Origin of the sequence: Candidatus Manganitrophus noduliformans, from assembly GCF_012184425.1 — a bacterium.
GTDB classification, from domain to species: Bacteria; Nitrospirota; Nitrospiria; order SBBL01; family Manganitrophaceae; genus Manganitrophus; species Manganitrophus noduliformans.
The window spans coordinates 1-19,233 of sequence record NZ_VTOW01000006.1 but is presented as its reverse complement, the minus strand read 5'-3'; the positions used below and the strand labels follow the sequence as shown (position 1 = coordinate 19,233).

18 protein-coding genes are annotated in these 19,233 nt (G+C 60.2%); 14 read left to right on the top strand and 4 right to left on the bottom strand.

All coding sequences use genetic code 11. The features are described 5' to 3' along the window. The first annotated feature begins 45 nt into the window (after positions 1 to 45). The 4 genes from MNODULE_RS21605 to MNODULE_RS21590 all read left to right on the top strand — a co-directional run bounded on the left by MNODULE_RS21605 (position 46) and on the right by MNODULE_RS21590 (position 2,578). Positions 46 to 1,017 (top strand): aldo/keto reductase, encoded by a 972-nt coding sequence (locus MNODULE_RS21605; protein WP_168063273.1) that lies wholly within the window; start codon positions 46 to 48, stop codon positions 1,015 to 1,017. A 112-nt stretch (positions 1,018 to 1,129) separates the two neighbouring features. Then, positions 1,130 to 1,570, top strand: coding sequence for a DUF4864 domain-containing protein (locus MNODULE_RS21600; protein ID WP_168063272.1), 441 nt, complete (start codon positions 1,130 to 1,132; stop codon positions 1,568 to 1,570). Continuing rightward, positions 1,507 to 2,046 carry a DUF4864 domain-containing protein gene (locus MNODULE_RS21595; RefSeq protein WP_168063271.1) on the top strand — a complete coding sequence of 180 codons (540 nt, stop codon included), beginning with the start codon at positions 1,507 to 1,509 and terminating at the stop codon, positions 2,044 to 2,046. Before MNODULE_RS21600 ends, MNODULE_RS21595 begins: the two co-directional genes overlap by 64 nt. A gap of 10 nt (positions 2,047 to 2,056) precedes the next feature. Further along, positions 2,057 to 2,578 carry a metallophosphoesterase family protein gene (locus tag MNODULE_RS21590; RefSeq protein WP_168063270.1) on the top strand — a complete coding sequence of 174 codons (522 nt, stop codon included), beginning with the start codon at positions 2,057 to 2,059 and terminating at the stop codon, positions 2,576 to 2,578. Here MNODULE_RS21590 and MNODULE_RS21585 read toward each other — a convergent pair. Together MNODULE_RS21585 and MNODULE_RS21580 are read right to left on the bottom strand one after the other, a co-directional pair. Continuing rightward, the gene (locus MNODULE_RS21585) at positions 2,572 to 3,372 is read right to left on the bottom strand and encodes a DHHA1 domain-containing protein (protein ID WP_168063269.1); all 801 of its coding nucleotides are present in this window, start codon (positions 3,370 to 3,372) and stop codon (positions 2,572 to 2,574) included. The genes MNODULE_RS21590 and MNODULE_RS21585 overlap by 7 nt on opposite strands. Before the next feature lie 26 nt (positions 3,373 to 3,398). Then, positions 3,399 to 3,992, bottom strand: coding sequence for a hemerythrin domain-containing protein (locus MNODULE_RS21580; RefSeq protein ID WP_168063268.1), 594 nt, complete (start codon positions 3,990 to 3,992; stop codon positions 3,399 to 3,401). Between the two features lie 131 nt (positions 3,993 to 4,123). On the opposite strand from MNODULE_RS21580, the gene MNODULE_RS21575 reads away from it, so the two are divergent. The 10 genes from MNODULE_RS21575 to mutS all read left to right on the top strand — a co-directional run bounded on the left by MNODULE_RS21575 (position 4,124) and on the right by mutS (position 14,631). Continuing rightward, entirely contained in the window at positions 4,124 to 5,974 is a 1,851-nt protein-coding gene (locus MNODULE_RS21575) for an alpha-amylase family glycosyl hydrolase (RefSeq protein ID WP_168063267.1), read from the top strand. Positions 5,975 to 6,291: 317 nt separating this feature from the next. Beyond that, positions 6,292 to 7,002, top strand: coding sequence for a pyridoxine 5'-phosphate synthase (locus tag MNODULE_RS21570; protein WP_168063266.1), 711 nt, complete (start codon positions 6,292 to 6,294; stop codon positions 7,000 to 7,002). Between the two features lie 130 nt (positions 7,003 to 7,132). After that, positions 7,133 to 7,519 (top strand): holo-ACP synthase, encoded by a 387-nt coding sequence (gene acpS, locus MNODULE_RS21565; protein WP_168063265.1) that lies wholly within the window; start codon positions 7,133 to 7,135, stop codon positions 7,517 to 7,519. Continuing rightward, complete coding sequence (locus MNODULE_RS21560; RefSeq protein ID WP_168063264.1) at positions 7,516 to 9,084, top strand: NAD(P)H-hydrate dehydratase; 1,569 nt, start codon at positions 7,516 to 7,518, stop codon at positions 9,082 to 9,084. Before acpS ends, MNODULE_RS21560 begins: the two co-directional genes overlap by 4 nt. 62 nt (positions 9,085 to 9,146) lie before the next feature. Continuing rightward, positions 9,147 to 9,764 carry a hypothetical protein gene (locus MNODULE_RS21555; protein ID WP_168063263.1) on the top strand — a complete coding sequence of 206 codons (618 nt, stop codon included), beginning with the start codon at positions 9,147 to 9,149 and terminating at the stop codon, positions 9,762 to 9,764. Then, positions 9,746 to 10,306, top strand: coding sequence for a tRNA (adenosine(37)-N6)-threonylcarbamoyltransferase complex ATPase subunit type 1 TsaE (tsaE, locus tag MNODULE_RS21550; RefSeq protein WP_202882312.1), 561 nt, complete (start codon positions 9,746 to 9,748; stop codon positions 10,304 to 10,306). Before MNODULE_RS21555 ends, tsaE begins: the two co-directional genes overlap by 19 nt. Beyond that, positions 10,279 to 11,076, top strand: a complete 798-nt coding sequence (locus MNODULE_RS21545; RefSeq protein WP_202882311.1) for a uracil-DNA glycosylase family protein — start codon at positions 10,279 to 10,281, stop codon at positions 11,074 to 11,076. Before tsaE ends, MNODULE_RS21545 begins: the two co-directional genes overlap by 28 nt. Next, a complete protein-coding gene (locus MNODULE_RS21540) occupies positions 11,073 to 11,549 on the top strand; it encodes an HIT family protein (RefSeq protein WP_168063262.1) in 477 nt (158 codons plus the stop codon). Before MNODULE_RS21545 ends, MNODULE_RS21540 begins: the two co-directional genes overlap by 4 nt. A 7-nt stretch (positions 11,550 to 11,556) precedes the next feature. Further along, positions 11,557 to 11,910, top strand: a complete 354-nt coding sequence (locus tag MNODULE_RS21535; RefSeq protein ID WP_168063261.1) for a lipopolysaccharide assembly protein LapA domain-containing protein — start codon at positions 11,557 to 11,559, stop codon at positions 11,908 to 11,910. 102 nt (positions 11,911 to 12,012) lie between these two features. After that, positions 12,013 to 14,631, top strand: coding sequence for a DNA mismatch repair protein MutS (gene mutS / locus MNODULE_RS21530; protein ID WP_168063260.1), 2,619 nt, complete (start codon positions 12,013 to 12,015; stop codon positions 14,629 to 14,631). A gap of 72 nt (positions 14,632 to 14,703) precedes the next feature. Here mutS and MNODULE_RS21525 read toward each other — a convergent pair whose 3' ends face one another. Together MNODULE_RS21525 and MNODULE_RS21520 are read right to left on the bottom strand one after the other, a co-directional pair. Further along, positions 14,704 to 17,889 (bottom strand): type I restriction endonuclease subunit R, encoded by a 3,186-nt coding sequence (locus MNODULE_RS21525; protein ID WP_168063259.1) that lies wholly within the window; start codon positions 17,887 to 17,889, stop codon positions 14,704 to 14,706. Positions 17,890 to 17,899: 10 nt separating this feature from the next. After that, positions 17,900 to 19,141 (bottom strand): AAA family ATPase, encoded by a 1,242-nt coding sequence (locus MNODULE_RS21520; RefSeq protein ID WP_168063258.1) that lies wholly within the window; start codon positions 19,139 to 19,141, stop codon positions 17,900 to 17,902. Positions 19,142 to 19,233: the final 92 nt, after the last annotated feature.

The following is a 19,233-nucleotide window of genomic DNA, read 5'->3' as shown; positions in this document are numbered from 1 at the left end:
CGGAGCGACCCAGCCTCTGCAACGAATACACAAGGAGATGCGCGAATGGACTATGTTGGATTGGGACGAACCGGGCTCAAGGTCAGCCGTCTTTGCCTCGGCACGATGAACTTTGGACCGGAGACGAGTGAGCAGGAAAGCTTCGCCATCATGGACAAGGCGTTGGAGCTCGGGATCAATTTTTTTGATACCGCCAACGTCTACGGTTGGAAGCGCGGCGAAGGGTGGACGGAGCAGATCATCGGCCGCTGGCTCGCGCAAGGCGGCGGCCGCCGCGACCAGATCGTCCTGGCGACGAAGGTCTACGGCCGGATGGGGGAGTTGGAGAACGAGCGGCGGCTCTCCGCCTATCACATCCGGCGGGCCTGCGAGGAGAGCCTGCGGCGGCTGCAGACCGACCACATCGATCTCTACCAGATGCATCACATCGACCCGGAAACCCCTTGGGAAGAGATCTGGCAGGCGATGGAGATCTTGGTGCAGCAGGGAAAGGTGATCTACGTCGGAAGCAGCAACTTCCCCGCCTGGCAGATCGCCACCGCAAATCAGCTCGCCGCGCGGCGCCACTTCATGGGACTCGTCAGCGAGCAGAGCATCTACAGCCTGCAAACAAGAACGATCGAGTTGGAAGTCATCCCCGTCTGCCGCGCCTACGGCCTTGGACTGATTCCTTACAGTCCCCTCGCCGGCGGTCTCCTGGCCGGGGCCCTCGCAAAGCCGACCGAAGGGCGGCGGAGCACGGAGGAGTTCCAGTCCGAGGTCGAAAAACATCGCGCCCAGTTGACGCAGTATGAAGATCTCTGCAAACAGATCGGCGAATCGCCGTCGACGGTCGCCCTCGCCTGGGTCCTCTCCAATCCGGTCGTTACCGCCCCGATCATCGGCCCCCGGACCCTGGCGCAGCTGACCGACAGCCTCCGCGCGCTCGAGATCACCCTCGACGAACAGCTCCTCCGGCAGTTGGATAAAATCTGGCCCGGCCCCCGGGGAGAGGCGCCGGAAGCCTACGCCTGGTAGAAATTGAAATCGAACGCCGCGCGGTGACCCTTTGGATTTTAACATCTAGGTTCTCCTTCACTTCTCATGTTATAATCCGATCCGGCAGAAACCCCCTTCCTCGGAGGCCGCCATGATCCCCAGCCTGATCCTCTGGTTCACCCTGTTTACCTTGCGCCCCTCGACGCGCCCCATTCAAGCCCCGGATCCCTCTCCCGAAGCGCAAGAGATCGCGTCGGTCATCCGGCAGCAGCTCGACGCGTTCACGTTCAACAATTATGAGGAAGCCTACCGCCTCGTGTCCAAAAAGACCAAAGACCGGCTCTCACTCGACCAGTACGCGCAGATGGTCCGCGCCGAGTATCCGGAAATCACCAAGTCGCTCAGTGTGTCGCTCGGTGAGATCCGCTTCGCCCCCGATCCGACCCACGCGACCGCCCGGGTCGAGATCACCGGGTTCAATCATAAAAAAGTCACGGCGGAATATCAAATGATCCGGGAAGAGGAAGGGTGGCGAGTGGACGGCATCACGATCACCACCCTTCGGGCAAGGGGGCCGATCGGGTGGGGATAAGAGCCCTGATCCTTCCCGGGATGATGATGCTCCTTTCTCTTCTCCTCGGCTGCACCGCAGGGGGCCCCCTCCACGGATCGAACGGAGCGGCCGCTCTCACCGAACCGGCCGCTCCCCCGGCCGATCGAAAGGAAACGCTGGCGCAGATCGCGTCGGTCATCCGGCAACAACTCGACGCCTTTAAGCGGGACGACTACAGCGGCGCCTATACCTTCGTCTCCAAGGCCTTCCAAAAGAAATTCCCGCGGGACCTCTTTGAGGCGAGGATTCGCGCCCGCTTTAAGGAGATCGCCCGGCCGGCGCAGGTCCTCTTCCGAAGGCTTCATTTCCGCCCGGGCGACACCCGCGCCGCGCTGGAGGTCGATGTCGCCGGGGCAAACGCCCGGCTCGCCGCGGTCGAGTACCGGATGGTTTTCGAGGAGGGGAGTTGGAAAATCGACGGGCTGGAACCGCTCGATCCCTTCCGGGCTTTATAGCGGGGCGGCGATGACCCGATTCGGCATCATTTCCGACACACATGGCCGGCTCGATCCGGCGGCGCTGAAGCATTTCGAAAAGGTCGACCGAATTCTTCACGCCGGCGACATCGGAAGCGAGGAGGTCCTCTCGGCCCTGGAGAAGATCGCGCCGGTCACGGCGATTCGGGGAAACAATGATCTCGGCACACCGCTCGAACGCCTCCCCGATGTGGATCGGATCGAGCTCGACGGAAGAGAAATCCTGCTGATTCACAATGTCAAAGATTACTGGAAGCCGGCCGGTGAAATGAAAGAGCGGCTGAAAGGGGCCGATCCCGATCTGGTGATCTCCGGCCACAGCCACAAGGGAATCATCGAGCAGAAGGACGGGATGATCTACTTCAATCCGGGCGGCGCCGGACCGAAGCGGTTCTCGCTGAAGCGATCGATCGGTTTGATGGCGTGGAGCAAGGAGGCGGTTCGGTTGAAGCTGATTTTTCTGGAGGAAGGACGGCCGACCTCACGATCGTTTGCGTTCGACGATCAATAATCAAACCCCTTCGCCTCGGCGATAAAGCCGGACGCGTTCCGATGCCCCCCGCCGCCGTGGCGCTTGGCGATCTCCGAAACGTCGATTCCCCCCTCGCGGGAGCGAAGAGCGACCGATCGTTTTCCGTCCGCGCGGGTAAACCAGGCGATCCCGAAGGGACGGCCCTCCGCCAGCTTCCCCGCCACTTCCGAAAGAAGGGCGGAGGTATTGACCGCGAGGACCTTGTGGCCGTCGAATTCGATTTCCCGCGCCAGCCGGACGAGCGCCCGGACCAGCTGGTCCTCGTAGCGGGCGATCGCCTTTCCCTCCGCCACCAATTCGAGCACGTCCCGTTTTGCGAGCGCGTCCCAAACGTCGAGCTTTCTCGGGTAGGAGCGAAGGGCCGCGTTTACTTCACGGGAGTGAGGCAGCGCCCAGCGCCAGAGGTCCCGATCTTCCGTATAGGCGACCAGCCAGGGAGGGGGCTCATCCTTCTTAAAATATTCCCACGCCATCTGTCCCCCCGATTTCTCCATATCGAACCGGCAAAACGGCAGATCGGAGAGAACTTCCGCGTGGGTTTTATGGTGATCGAGGACGACGAGCGAAGCGGCCCTTTCCTTCATCGCCAGAAGCGCTTCGCGCGGGTAGGCGAAATCGAAGATCATCACGTCGCGCCCCGTGGCGTCGGGCGGGCCATGCTCATAGTCGACCGGGCGAAACTCGGCGTCGATTCCGAGTTGATGCACCACCCAGGCGGCGGAAAAACCGTCCGCGCATCCGGCATGGTACAACACAAGGGGCTTTTGGGACATTCGCTTCGCTCCTCTTCAGCCTTGCTTCAGTCGGCCGGGGGACCTTCCATCGGATAGGCGATCGCCAGGTCGGGATCGATCCCGCGCCGCTTCGCCATCTCGCGCCCCATCGCAACCATCTGCGATGCGGTCAGGACACGGGCGGCGACCGAAAAAACCTCCCGATCCTCAACCTCCATATGCTTTTCATACGATCCCTGCAGCGGCGGAAGCAGCGCCAGCAGCCGCTTCCCTTCATGAGGGAGGAGTTGCCCTTCCATCAGCCACCGTTCGACAAGCTGTTCAGCCTCAGATTGGATCTTTTGGATCGTCCGATGCTCCGCCGCCAGCGCATCCAGCGTCGGCCGCAACGCGACCGCGGACGGAGCGGTTGATTCCTTCAACCTCGGAAAAAGCGACTGCTCCTCATCTTCGGTATGCTTCGGGGCCGCCTCCCGGAAGTAGCGGAGAAACGCTTCGAGCGCCTCCCGATCGGCCCGGTGAAGCGCCCCCCATTGCCGCCGGATCGCCACGGTCGCCAGCACTTTCAGAAAGTGCGCGATCCGGTCGTGGCAACCGCGAAGCCATCCCAATGGATTGGTGAATGTAACCTCGGGCCCTCGCCCGATGGTAATCGGCATGATTCCGTCTCCGTGATGACCATTTAATTTTATTCTAACATAAGCCCGTTCCGAAACCGACAGTTGAATTCTCTCCTCTCATTTGGCTATCCTGAGGAAAGCCCCTCACCTCAATCCCAGGAGGACCGACCATGCCGACCATCGTCGAACCATCCGCCCCCACGACCCTCTCGGCCGCCGACCTTAGACCCCGCGGCCGCGTTCAGCCAAGCCCCGCCACCTGGCGCGACCAGACCCTTTACTTTTTTCTCCCCGATCGCTTCAGCGACGGGCATGAAGAAGAACGCCCCTTATTCGATTGGAAACGTCCCGATCAACATGCCGCCGCCGATCGGCGACTCTGGCAGGAATCGGGAAGGCGATTCCAGGGAGGCACCCTCAAGGGGATTGCCGGCAAACTCGATTACTTGAAAGAGCTCGGCGTCACCACCCTCTGGATCGGCCCGATCTGGCGCCAGCGGCCCGATCTGGAGACCTATCACGGCTACGGGATTCAGAACTTTCTCGATATCGATCCCCGATTCGGGACCCTTCAGGAGCTGAGGGATCTGGTCGACGCCGCCCACGACCGCGAGATGTACATTCTCCTCGATATCATCTACAACCACTCCGGCAACAACTGGTTCTACGATGAGGGGGGCCGGCCGAAGAGCGACCTCCCCTACCGCTATGCGCCACCGTATCCGATGCACGGCTGGCGATCCGGAACCGGCGCCAGCATTCCCGATATCCTCTCGCTCGACGACGGGGTCTGGCCGAAGGAGTTTCAAAACAGCGATTGGTACACCCGCGCCGGGCGGATCGGGCGGTGGGATCCGGAGCCGTGGGAAGATCCGCTCCATCCCGAAAATGAATTCCGCCGGGGCGACTTCTTCGATCTCAAAGATATCAACCTGAACCGGAACGAAGCCCTCTCGGCGGTCGCCCGTGTTTATCAATATTGGATCGCGTTGAGCGACTGCGACGGCTTCCGGATCGACACGGTGAAACATGTCAGCTTCGAAGGCTCCCGAAACTTCTGCGGGGCGATCCGCGAATATGCCGAGTCGATCGGAAAAGAAAACTTCTTCCTGGTCGGCGAGGTCACCGGCGGCGCCGCGCTCGCGCGCGATTATCTAGACATCTTCGGCCGCAACCTGGACGCCGCCCTCGATATCGGCGAGCCGGCCCGGAATCTCACCGCCCTGGTCAAAGGGCTGACCGAGCCGGCCCGATTCTTCAATCAGTTCAGCGGCCACGACATCCTCGGAAGCCATCGGGAGACCGGGCGCTACCATATCTCGATCCTCGACGATCACGATATGGTCGGACGCGATGGAAAGCACCGCTTTGCGGCGCGCAATCCGATCCCCAACAAGGCCGAGCAGGTCGCCCACGCGGTCGGGGTCCAGCTGACCACCCTCGGCATCCCCTGCCTCTACTACGGCACCGAGCAGGCCTTCGACGGGACGGAGGACCGCCACGATCCGGCGATCGACTCCGGTTTCGAAGACCGCTACATCCGCGAGGCGATGTTCGGCGGGAGCTTCGGCGCATTCGGAACCGCCGGCTGCCATTTCTTCGATCCCAACCATCCGACCTTCCTTCGGATCAGGGCGATCGCGCGGATCCGAAACCAGAACAGCCCCACCGGCCTCGCGCTGCGGCGCGGCCGCCAGTACCTTCGCGAGACCTCCTTTCTGGGACAGCCCTTCTCGATCCCCGGCGCCGGGGAGCTGGCCGCCTGGTCGCGCCTTCTCTTCGATCAGGAGGTATTGGTCGCGCTCAACCCCCATGGAACCGCGCCCCGCGGAGCCGATGTCACGGTAGACGCCTCCTTGCACCCCCCCGGTTCGATGATGACCTTTCTCTACCGGGGCGATTGGGGCGAGACGGAGCTTCGCCACCCCCCCCGGAACAAACGGGTTCCGGTCCTCTATGATCAGGACCGGGCGACGGTCCGGATCGATCTCCCCCCCGCGGGGATGGCGATCCTCGCCTGACGATTGCCGGATCGGCGATTTCGGATTTTGGATCGAGATTTCCTGCGGGGGCGGGTTTAAAACCCGCCCCCGCACATCCCGTAAAATGGATAAAAACCGCCCGCCTCGGCCCTTGACCCCCTGGTCCGTTTCTGCAATAATGGTCCGAATTTAAAGGGGTTCTTCTAAAATTTCCTATTGAAGCTCCCCGCAGCAAGCTGCGGGGAATCTTCGACCCGAAAGGATGGAAAGACTCTATTTGTATTCGCGCGTCTAACTTTCGCAGCAAGCTGCGGGGAATGCGACGCGCGTGCGTGTTCAACAAAGAGGAGAAACGCTTGGCGAGACTCGGGGTGAATATCGATCATGTGGCGACGGTGCGCGAAGCGCGGAAGGCGAAACAGCCCGATCCGATCGCTGCGGCGGTCCTGGCGGAATTGGGAGGAGCGGACGGGATCGTCGTCCACCTCCGTGAAGACCGACGCCACATCCACGATCGAGACCTCAAAATCCTTCGGGAAACGATTCAAACCAAGCTTGACCTGGAGATGGCCGCGACGGATGAGATGGTCCGGATCGCCCTTGAGGTGAAACCGGAAATGGTGACCTTTGTCCCGGAGCGGCGGCAAGAGCTGACAACCGAGGGGGGACTCAACGTCGTCTCGAACCGGGATGAATTGCAGAAAGCGATCGACCTGCTTCACGACGGGGGAATTGAGGTCTCCCTCTTCATCGATCCCGATCCGGCGCAAATCAAGGAGGCGCATAAGGTCTCGGCCGATCTGATCGAGATCCATACCGGCCCGTACGCCAACAGCCGGGGAAAAGACCGCCGGACGGAGCTGAATCAAATTTTAGAGGCGGCCCGGCTCGCCGCCAAACTCGGGATGGGAGTCAACGCGGGGCACGGCCTCGACTATCAGAATGTCGCCGCCGTGGCGCGGATCCCGGAGATCGAGGAGCTGAACATCGGCCACAGCATCATCGCCCGGGCCGTCTTGGTCGGGATGGAGCGGGCCGTCCGCGAGATGAAGGAACGAATCCGATGATGGGGGCCGGGGGCCGGGTGTCAGGGGCCGGGGAAAACCAAAAGAAAATCCTGGGGGCGCCTCAAAGGAACTCTCTTTTTCGTTCTTCCCCGACACCTGGCCCCCGGCCCCTGGCCCCCGGTTTTCAGTCATGACGATTGTCGGAATCGGGGTCGATCTGGTCAAAATCTCCCGGATTCAAGAGATGACGGCGCGATGGGGCCCTCGTTTTCTCGACCGGGTCTTCACCCCCACCGAGCAGGCCTATTGCCTTCATCGAAAGGCGCCCCACGTCCACCTCTCCGCCCGGTTCGCGGTGAAGGAGGCGATCCTCAAGGCGCTGGGGACGGGACTTCGGATGGGGACCCGATGGCGGGAGATCGAAACGATCAACAACCCGGCGGGCAAACCGGAGGTGAAGCTCTGGGGCCGGACGCGCGAGCTGGCCGACGCGCGAAACGTCGCCGACGTCTTCGCCAGCATCACGCATGATCATGACTATTCGATCGCGCAAGTGATTTTGGTGACGAATCAATGAAAATCGTGACCGCGGAGGAGATGAAAAAGCTCGACCGGAAGGCGACGACCGACTACGCCATTCCCTCGCTCCTGCTGATGGAGAATGCGGCCCGGGGATTGGTAGACGAGATCGAGAAAACGCTCGGCCCGGCCGCCGGCAAGCGGGTGGTCATCCTGGCGGGACGCGGGAACAACGGCGGGGACGGCATCGCGGCGGCGCGGCATCTGCGGATGCGCGGCGCGCAGGTCATCGTCTACCTCTTCTCGCCGATCGAGAAGGTCGGGGGGGACGCGAAGACGTCGCTCGACATCTGGATGCAGACCGGCGGCGTCCTTCACGTGGCCGGCTCGTTCCGCTGGAACCATCTGACGCGGGAGCTGTCGGAAAGCGATCTGATCATCGACGCCCTCCTCGGCACCGGGCTCTCCCATCCGGTCGAGGGGGACTACGCCAAGGCGATCACCCTGATCAACCGATCGGGCCGGAAGGTCGTTGCGGTCGATATCCCCTCCGGGATCTCGGCCGATACCGGCGAGGTCCTCGGCGTCGCGGTGAAGGCCGACTACACTTTTACGATGGCCCTCCCGAAATGGGGCCACTTTCTTCAGGAGGGGCTGGAGGTCCGGGGCCGACTCGCCGTGATCGACATCGGCTTCCCGCCGGCGATGATCGAGGCGGCCAAAATCCCGGTCGATCTGATCACCCCGGAAGGACTCGCCGGCTTCCCCCCTCCCCGCCCGCGCGGCGCGCACAAGGGGACGGCGGGACACCTTCTCGTCATCGCCGGCTCGTTCGGCAAAAAAGGGGCGGCGCTGATGACCTCTCTCGCGGCGCTGCGCTGCGGCGCCGGACTGGTGACGGTCGCCCTTCCGAAATCGATTGATCTCGCGACGGCCGATTTGATGGAGGTGATGACCCTTCCCCTTCCGGAAACGCCGGAGGGGACCCTCTCGCTTGCGGCGGAGAAAAGTCTTCTTCAAGCGGTTCAGGGGAAAGATGCCGTGGCCATCGGACCGGGTCTTTTGCAAAACGAGGAGACGCAGCGGCTGATCCGAACCTTGATCGCCGAGATCTCTCTTCCGATCGTCGTCGATGCCGACGGCCTGAATGCCCTCGCGGGCGATCTCTCGGCGCTGAAGAAACGGAAGGCCCCGGCGATTTTGACCCCGCATCCGGGAGAGATGAGCCGTTTGATCGGAAAGCGGACCGATCTCATTCAAAAAGAGCGCTTCACCGTCGCGGCCCATTTTGCGGAGCAATGGGGGGCCATTCTGGTCTTGAAGGGAGCGCACACCGTCGTCGCCACCCCCGACGGATTCGTTCGGGTCAACAACACCGGCAATCCGGGAATGGCGACCGCCGGAACCGGGGACGCCCTCACCGGGATGATCGGCGCCTGGCTGGCGCAGGGGATCGACCCGGCCGAGGCCGCCGCCGGGGGGGTGGCGCTCCATGGCACGGCCGGCGATCTCGCCGCCGCCGACCGCGGGGAGATCGGCCTGATCGCCTCCGATTTGATTCAGAAGATCCCGGAGGCGATTCAAAATTATGTGAGACGTCATTCCGGCGTCTTACCGCCGTAGGGGCGTATTGCAATACGCCCCTACAGAACATCATGAAACAAACAAAAATGAAGAGGCATTACATGACACTGTCCCAAATTACCGCTTTTTTCCTCCTCATCCTCTCCGTCATCGGCATTTCGATGGTGGTCCATTCCTGGATCGACAAACGACGGATCAAGAAAAATTTCCTCCGCCTCGCCGCCGAGCTGCAAGGTTTGGTCGCGCAGGAAAACGCGCTCGTTTATCCCTACTTCACCGGCGATATCGACGGCAGACGATTCGACCTCTTCTTCAAGGTCGTCAAAGTCGGCCGCCAGCATATCCTCTACTATATCTACAGCCTCAAAGCCGATCTGCCGTGCGATCTTCTTCTTCTCAAGGCGGAGTATTTCAAGCCGATCAAGAATGAGGAGACCTTTTCCGGAGACGCCGGCCAAATCGTGCCGGAGGCCGCGCCGAATTATCAACTTCGATCGCTCAACCCGGAAGCGGCCCGGGAGATCTTCGAGAAGGCCGGCGTCAAAGAATTCCTCTCCCCCCTCGATGAGTTCTCAAGCCTCCAGCTCGGCCCCGACGCCCTGGTGGTGGGGAAGCCGTACGACGGCCCCTCCGATACGGAGCCTTCCCATATCGTGCGCAACGTCGAAACGCTCAAAAATTTGGCCAAGGCGATGGAGCGATGCTTCATCCCGGCTTAGGAAAGAAGGGATCGATGGTTCCTCCGGCCGCCCAGGATCGTCCCGAAGAGAGCCTCTCCCTCTGGAGCGATCGCTCCGAATCGACCTTCGCCCTGGGGGAGTGGATCGGAAGAGAAGCGGCCGGCGGCGAAGTCCTCGCCCTCGTCGGACCGTTGGGGGCCGGGAAGACCCGTTTCGTTCAGGGACTGGCGAAGGGACTGGAGGTCGCCGAGCGCTACATCACCAGCCCGACCTTCATCCTGATGCAGTGTTACGAAGGACGGCTTCCGCTCTATCACATCGATCTTTATCGAATGGAGAAGGCGGCCGAGATGGAGGCGCTCGGCCTGGAAGAATTCCTGGAGGGAGAGGGTGTCGCCGCCGTCGAATGGGCCGACAAAGGGCTGGAGGTTCTCCCCCCGGCCCGGCTGACGATCACCTTTCAGTATGCAGGAGAGGATCAGCGGGAGCTCCACCTCTCCGCGTCGGGATCGCATTATCAAGAATGGCTTCGTAAAATTCGGGAGGCGCGCCGGTGGAAGATCCTCGACGGGAAGAAATAGCGGCGATTGCGCGCGAGATGAAGGCCCGGCTCTCCTGGTATCGCCAGGAAGGGATCGATGCCTGGAAGGTCTCGCCGGTGCCCACAATACAAGTGGATGAAGGGACGCAACGGATGCCAAATCAAAATAAACCAAAACCCTACGAACCGGCGGAGCCATCGCTCCTCGCCGCCGAAGCGCCGAGCGCCCTTTTTCCGATCGCCTCCGAGGCGACCCCGGCAAGCACCCTGTCGGAGGTGAGAGACGAGATCGGCGACTGCCGGCGCTGCAAACTCTGCTCGACCCGGAAGAACATCGTCTTCGGAACGGGAAATCCCCATGCAGCGTTGATGTTCGTCGGCGAGGCGCCCGGCGCCGATGAAGACGCTCAGGGGCAACCCTTCGTCGGGCGGGCCGGACAGCTTTTGACCAAGATGATCGAGGCGATGGGGCTCTCTCGGGAAACGGTTTACATCGCCAACATCATCAAGTGCCGCCCCCCGGAGAACCGGAACCCGCAGCCGGATGAAATCGCGGCGTGCAGCCCCTTTTTGCTGAAGCAGATCGAGGCGATCCGCCCCAAGGTCATCTGCGCCCTCGGCACCTTCTCGGCCCAAACCCTTCTCGAAACGCAGCAGAAGATCTCGGCCCTGCGCGGGAAATTCCACGACTATCACGGCGTGAAGCTCCTTCCGACCTTCCACCCCGCCTACCTCCTGCGCAACCCCAACGAGAAGAAAACCGTCTGGGAAGACCTCAAGAAGATCATGGAGGAGCTGAAAAAAGGATGAAGCATCTCTGGGCGCCTTGGCGGATCGACTACATCAAAGGGGAGAAAACGCCCGGCTGCATCCTCTGCGATAAGCCGGGGGAGAAGAAAGACCGTGACAATCTGATTCTGGCGCGGGGGAAACATGCCTTCGTGATGATGAATCTCTACCCCTACAACAACGGGCATCTGATGGTCTCGCCCTATCGGCATGTGAACAGCCTGGAAGCGCTTTCCGATACGATCACGACCGAGATGATGCGTCTGATGAAGAAATCGCTGGCGGTTCTTCGCAAAACGCACAAACCGGACGGATTCAACATGGGGCTGAATCTCGGGAAGGCCGCGGGGGCCGGGATCGAAGAGCATCTTCACTTCCACATCGTCCCGCGTTGGGGAGGCGACACCAACTTCATGACGGTGACCCCGGAAGTGCGGGTCATCCCGGAAGACATCCGGGAGACCTACCGCCAATTGAAGCGTCATTTCAAATGAGGCCGCCGTGCTCCGACTGATCCTCTTCATTATCGTCGTCTTCTTTCTCTTCACCTTTTCCTACATGAATCAAGAGGAGCAGATCTCGCTTCACTTCATCGGGGGAGGGCCCTTCCCCCCCGTCCCGGCTTATCTGATCGTGATCGGCTCCTTTTTGATCGGGATTCTCTTCGCGGTGCTGATGACCTTTCCGGGATGGCTGAAGATGAAGCTGGAGAAACGAAAGCTGAACAAGCGGATCGAAGTGTTGGAGGCCGACCTCGACCATCTGCGCGCGGAAGCGTTAAGGACGTCCGGCCCCAAACGTCCGGCCTATTCAACCGATGACGACAGCCAGGACGATACAATGGGAGACGGGTAACGGGGGAACAATTTTCCATTTGTCATTTGCCATTTTTCATTTGTCATTGAGCAATGGAAAATGATAAATGAAAAATGGTCAATGGAAAATGAGATTTAAGAAATGGCTGAAGTCACCCCCCTCATGAAACAATACCTCGATACCAAGCGGCGGCATCCCGACGCCATTCTTTTCTTCCGCGTCGGCGACTTCTACGAGATGTTCTACGAAGATGCGGTGACCGCGTCGAAGATCCTCCAGATCGCCCTCACTTCACGGGATAAAAGCAAAGAGAACTCCGTTCCGCTTTGCGGCATTCCCTACCATGCCGCCTCCGGCTACATCGCCAAGCTGATCAAGGCCGGCCTCGCGGTGGCGGTCTGCGAGCAGGTGGAAGACCCCGCCTTGGCGAAGGGGCTGGTGAAACGGGAGGTCGTGCGGATCATCACCCCCGGAACGCTGATCGAGCCGGAGCTCCTCTCCCCCAAGGAGAACAACTACGTCGCCGCCGTCGCCTGGGATTTCGCCTCGCCGCTGGAAAAAGCCAAGTCGCTCGGCCTTGCCTATCTCGATCTTTCCACCGGCGATTTTCGGATCGCCTCCGCCGACGGCTGGAGCGAGATCGAAAGCGAGCTTTCGAAGATCGATCCGAGGGAGGTGATTCTCCCCGCCTCCCTCGAAGGGAAAGAGGCGCCGCTCTTTTTCCGGCGATGGCCGATCCGCTACACGGCGCCCGCCCTCTTCATTCCGGAGCGGACGGAAGCCCTGCTGAAATCTCACTTTCAAATCCATTCCGTCGCCGCCCTCGGCGGGGATCGTCCCGCGCTCCTTGCCGCCGGCGCCCTCTTGGGCCACGTTCAGGAGACGCAAAAGACCGCCCTCGGCAACATCCTCTCGCTTCGGCCGCACGCTTCCGGGGAGCAGATGCGCCTGCATCCCTTGGCGCAGCGGCACCTGGAATTGGTTCCGACTTCGCGCGAGGGGGCCCCAGGAACGCTGCTTCACCTGCTCGATCGGACGGTGACCGCCATGGGGGGACGCCTCTTGAGGGAATGGATCCTCCGTCCTCTCCTCTCCCCCGCGAAGATCATCGAACGGCAGGAGGCGGTCGCTTCGTTCTACGACGATCTCCTGCTTCGGACCCGCCTTCGAAATCTGCTCGAGAAGATCTCCGACCTCGAACGGCTCATCGGACGAATCAGCCTCAAGGCGGCTCACCCGAGGGATCTGGTGGCGCTGAAGGAGTCGATCGCGCTTCTTCCGGAGATTCACAAGGCCTTGTCGAGCGCGACGGCGCCTCTGTTGGAAGAGACCCTCCGGAGTTGGGATAACCTCGATGAGGCCTACCGGCTCATCGAGAGCGCCATCGTCCCCGAGCCCCCCCTCTCGATCAAAGAAGGAGGGGTGATTCGGGAAGGGTATCTTCCGCAACTGGACGAGCTTCGGCGTTTTCAGAAAGAGGGACGCGCGATGCTGACCCAGGTCGAGCTTCAGGAGCGGCGGCGGACCGGGATCGAATCGCTCAAGGTCCGCTACAACCAGGTCTTCGGCTACTACATCGAAGTGAGCGAGAGCCAGTTGAAGAAGATTCCCCCCGACTACGTTCGCAAGCAGACCCTCACCCGGGCCGAGCGATTCACCACCGACGAACTGCGAAGAATCGAAGAAAAGCTGACCGGGGCGGAGGAGGCGATCCGGGCAATGGAGGAGTCGGCCTTCGAAGAGATCCGGCACGACCTCTCGCTGATGGCGGGTCGGGTCCAGTCGATGGCAAAGAAGGTCGCGCTTCTCGATCTGACGGCGGCCCTCGCGGAGGTGGCGCATCAAAACAACTACGTCTGTCCTACGGTGAACGAAGGGAGGACGATCCGCATCGTCGAAGGGCGACATCCGGTCCTGGAGCAGTTGAGGGCGAGGGAGCGCTTCGTTCCCAACGATACCCTCCTCGATCCCCCCTCCCAGCGGCTGTTGATTCTCACCGGCCCGAACATGGCGGGGAAATCGACCTACATGCGGCAGGTGGCGCTGATCGTTTTAATGGCGCAGATGGGAAGCTTCGTCCCGGCGCGCGAGGCGACGATCGGCGTGGTCGATCAGATCTTCACGCGGGTCGGGGCGCAGGACGCCCTCTCGGAAGGGATGAGCACCTTCATGGTCGAGATGACCGAAATGGCCCAGATCCTCCGGCACGCGACTCCCCGGAGTTTGATTCTGCTCGATGAGATCGGCCGGGGGACGAGCACCTTCGACGGGATGAGCATCGCCTGGGCGATCGCGGAGCACGCCCATTCGGACCGCCTCGGGGCGCGGACCCTCTTCGCCACCCACTACCATGAGCTGACGCAGCTGGCCGGCGCCAACGAAGGGATTCGGAACTATCACGTCTCGGTCCGGGAGTGGAACGACGAGATCATCTTCTTGAGAAGAATGGTCGAAGGGGGGGCCGACAAAAGCTACGGCATTCAGGTGGCCCGGCTCGCCGGGCTTCCCGCGGAGATCATCCATCGGGCCAAGGCGGTGCTGAAACAACTTGAAGAAAATGCCTGGCAGCCGGCCCTCTCCCCCCCGGCGCAGCCCGATCTCTTCGCCGCTCCTCCCGCCCCTGCGTCCCCCGCGGCGGAAACCAGCCCTATTGTAGAACGCCTCCGGAAAATCGACCCGATGAACCTCACCCCGCTGCAGGCGCTTCAGATACTCGCCGAGCTGGCGGAAGAGGCGCGGCGGGACGGTAAGAAGGGATGACCCGGGCGATTCCTCGCCATTGGGAGCAGAACCGGTTTCTAACAGATTAATTGCGAGCTCATCTATTCTTTCTCAGCTTACATTTCCATAGAGACTCTCTCCCCTATCGGTATAGGCTTCATAAAAGTGTTCGAACACCGCCGAGCATTTTTGCCGATAGAGGTCGGGCGAATAGGCGCGCGGGAGACCGCGGTCCAACAGATCTTCGATTGCAAGCTTTACCTGAGAACGGGCGGACGATCTCTGCCGCCAATCCAAGACCAGAAGCTCCTTCAGTTTTTGAAGAAGCTCACGCGCGATCTTTTTTACCTCGTCGCGTTCTTCGGAACTCAACTCGGGCGCGGGGCGCGTCAGGATGTCGAAGACCACCAGCTCTTCTTCGGAGAGATGCTCCCGGACGTGGCGCTGCTGCTCCTCGGAAAGCGCTCGGCTCAGATTCAGGAGTTCTTTAAAAAGCTCCTCGATGTTCCGGCTGCCGGTGTTGTAAGACTCGATCAGCTCCTCGAACTTGACCAGGTAGTCGGCCCGTGTTTTGTTGAGGCGAACCATCCTGTCCAACTGGGCGCGAATCGCCGCCTTGAGCTGTTCCAGCTCGATGTTCTTTGTTTTCGATTTACCAAACCGCTTCGCCAGCGCCGCAAAATCGATCTTCGTGAGGTCGATGCGGCCGTAGCCTTCTTTACTCTCCTTGATAACGAAGCCGTCGGAAGCGATCGACTCGTCCAGCAGATGGTTCACATCGGAGAGGATGGCCGAGATATCGGCCCGGCCCTCGCCGGTTCTTTCGCGAATCGAATCGGCGATCGTGCTGAGACAAGAGACGCGGGGGGCAAATTCGGTGACGACCGGATCGGGCTTGACGGCCTGGAACAGCGTTCGCACCAGATGCTCCTGGGCCAGAAATCCTTTGCGGAGGGGGTCGGGGGTGATCAGTGCTTCCACCGCTTCGCCGATTCGCTTGACCCGGTCGAAATTTCCGGAGGGGACCGCCTCGATCGCTTCAATCGAGACTCCCTGCTCCGCACAGAACGCCGCCGCTCCCGTAACCGCTTGCCGCAACTCCTCTACCAGCTTTTGCTTGTCCCGCACCGGCATCGCCCCCCCTTTGCCTGCGCCGTAGATCGCCAATGCCTTTTCCAGAGAGGTGAAGACGTTCGCATAATCGACGATCAGGCCGCTCTGCTTGCCGGGAAAGACGCGGTTGGCGCGCGCGATCGTCTGCATCAGCGAGTGGTTCCGCATCGGCTTGTCGAGATAGATCGTCGAGCAGCTCGGCGCATCAAATCCGGTCAGCCACATCGCGCAAACGAAGACAAGGCGGAGCCGATTGGTTGGGTTCTTGAACTCCTCGTCCAGTTCTTCCTCGTTCATTCGTTTTCGATGGGGGATGATGTCGAGGCCATGCTCTTTCATCTGGGCAATTTCGTTTTGGCCCGGTGAGACGATCAGCGCCATGTCGGTGCTTTGAATTAGGTCGAGTCGCCGTTGAAGCTCCTTCACCTGGTCGGGGTCGGACTTCGCGCCGTAGCGGGTGAGCCGGTCTAACTCTTTTTCCACCCGCTTGCACTCGGCCTCCCAGTGCTTGCGCACTTTGTCGTACATCCGAAACGCGGTCGCCTTATCGATGGAGACGACCATCGCTTTCCCCTGAAAGCCGCGGCCGAGGAAATGCTTTACGATGTCCTTCGCGACCGTTTCGAGCCGGTTGTCGCGGGTGAGGAGGTGATATTGCCGGCCCAACTCCCGCTCCAATCGCCTCTCCTGCTCTTCGTCCAGCTCCGCGGCTTCGATGAGGGCGTAAATGTCGTCATTGAGGTTTGGGTTCTCCAGCCGCAGCTCCGGTGTGCGGTTCTCATAGAACAGCGGCACCGTCGCGCCGTCTTCCACCGACTGCTGGAAGTCGTAGATCGACACATAGTCGCCGAAGACTTCGCGCGTCCGCTCCTCCCCGGCGATGAGGGGCGTTCCGGTAAAGGCGAGGAAGAGCGCGCGCGGCAGCGCGGTGCGCATGTTCAGGGCAAGGGTGTCGTACTGGCTTCGGTGTGCTTCGTCGGTCAAGACAATCACGTCGGGCCGGTCGCAGAGAACTTCGGTCGTCTGGAACTTGTGGATGAGGGTGAAGACGTAGCGGTGGTTTTCGCCGAGCAGTTGCCGAAGGTGCGCGCCGCTCTGGGCGTGGCAGATCTCCCCCTCCGCTTCGCTGACCGCGCCGCATGCTTTGAAGGTCTTCGCGATCTGGTCGTCCAACTCGGTGCGGTCGGTCACCACGACAAAGGTCCAGTTCCCCGGCACCTTGCGAAGAATCTTTTGGGAAAAGAAAACCATCGAGAGGCTTTTGCCGGAACCTTGCGTCTGCCAGAAGACCCCGCCGCGCCCGTGGCCCTGCTTCCGCGCGGCGAGGGTGGCGGCGATGGCGTTGTTAACGCCGAGGAGCTGATGGTTCTGCGCGAGCACTTTCACGAGTCCGGCTTTTTGCTCGGAGAAGAGGGTGAAGTTCTCCACGAGGTCGAGCAGGCGCGGCGGCGCGCAGGTGCCGCGGATCATCACTTCCAGCGACACGCGTCGCGGCTCGTCTTCCCGCTCAATCCGCTTCCATTCGAAGAACCGCTCCCAATCGGCGGTGAGCGAGCCGATGCGGCTGTCGGTGCCGTTCGATGCGATGAGGAGCGCGTTAAACCAGAAGAGGGCTGGGATGCCGTTTTGCGGGTCTTTATAGCTGGTGAGGTTGTCGTCGAAGGCTTGCCGGGCGGGAATGCCGGGTTTCTTTAGTTCGATGACGATCCACGGCAGCCCGTTGACGAAGCCGATCAGATCCGGACGGCAGGTGTAGAGGGGGCCCGTGATGGTCATCTGGCTGACGAGGAGAAAGTCGTTGGATTCCGGGTTTTCCCAATCGATCATCCGGACCCGCTCGGTTTTCTGCCCGCCCCGTTCCCGGTCCGGCACGGAGACGGGAATGCCTTCCTTCAGCAGCGTGTAGACTTCACGGTTTGCTGCTGTGAGGATCATTGCGGAGCGGTTGCGCGTGAGGTCATCGATTGCGGTGGTGATTGCTTCTGTCGGCAGGCCAGGATTCAGCCGCTCTAGCGCGGTCCGAAGTGGCCGCCCCAGGGCCACTTCGCCCTTTGTCTCGCGCCCGAGCGTTCCGCTTGGACCGAAGACTTCTTCCATTGCCGAAATGGTTGCCCAGCCCAATGTCGCAAAAAGTTGAATCGCGGGTTGCTCGCAAAGCTGGTCTTCGGTATAGAAATGGGGCATGAACAGTAAACTACCTCTTTTGGTCTTGACGGGTCCGAACGCTATCAAACCAAAGACGCAAACGTTTCAACTCAAGGTCAATTTGATCAGGAGTTGGTATTGGTCTATTTAGCTCTGCAGGGTCTGTATGACAATAGGTACAGCAGATATCGTAACCTTCCTTCATATTGATAAAATCTTGTTCAGTTATGACAATTAGTTGACGTAAGCCAGAGATGTGGACCTTGTGGGTAAAGCGCCGGAATACGGGTGCGACCACGTTTTCGACAGCAAGCTCCCATGCGTCCCGCAAGCGGCCTGCCATTGCCTTAAATTGTTCACACCATTCATCTTTGCGGCCGGAATGATAGAGTTCTTTGGTCGAACTTAGACGCTTCTCTATTTTGTCAAGAATTTCCGGAATCGACTGAGCTTTGAGAGGGGTTCCCTGGGAGCAGATGCCGGACCGGTCGTCGGCCCGGTTAACGCTTTGGTAATTCGGATCGAGCCCAACCCTGCGTGCCTCATCATCCAGTAGCATGAGAAAAGGAATATCATGGGTAAAGACGATAACCTGTCGTTGGCTTGCTGCTTCACGTACTAATCTGGTTGCTAATACACCTCGATGATTGTGGTCAAGAGAAGATACCGGATCGTCAAATATAACTCCGGAAGGGTTGTTAGCTGTGGAGAGCTCAGCCAGAAAGGCTGCTAAAGCAACGCATCGGTGCTCTCCCTCGCTGAGGACTTGTGCGACCTTGCTGCTGGGGCTACGGATTAACGAAACTCTAAACTTCGTTGAACCATACCCGCTCGGCTCTTGGACAAGTTCAATCCGCCTGTCTGCGATTCCTAATGCTGCTACTTCCGCAGCAAACGCATCACGTATCTTATCAGTTACCAAGGAGCGGGATACCTCGGTCGCTTTTCTCGTAATGCGATTCGTATCGGTATCCTGAATAGCCATGTCAAATGCAGCAATTATCTTGAGCCTAGAGATTTCTTCTTCAACCTCAGGGAGTATTGTCGATAACCAGTTACGGTCTTCTAGCTCTTGTAATTCTCTTTCGTTGGCCTTCCGTTGCTCTGGGTCCAAAGTTTTTTCAAGCTGAGAAATTCGTTGATCTATAGCAGATATGAGTTCCTTAAGGTGTTGGGATATCCCTTCAACTTCTGGCTTTGGAGTTAATTCAGAGGCCTTAGTAACCGCCGCGAGCTTCTTTGTCCGAACACGGGTTCTAGCAGGGTGCTGAAAAAATGGATATTGGATCACGAAGTCTATCTGTTAACCTCTGGTTGCCTTTATGAAGCCGGCTGAATTTCATTTTTCTTTTAGTTTAGATGTCACTCTCAGGAGCTTTTCCT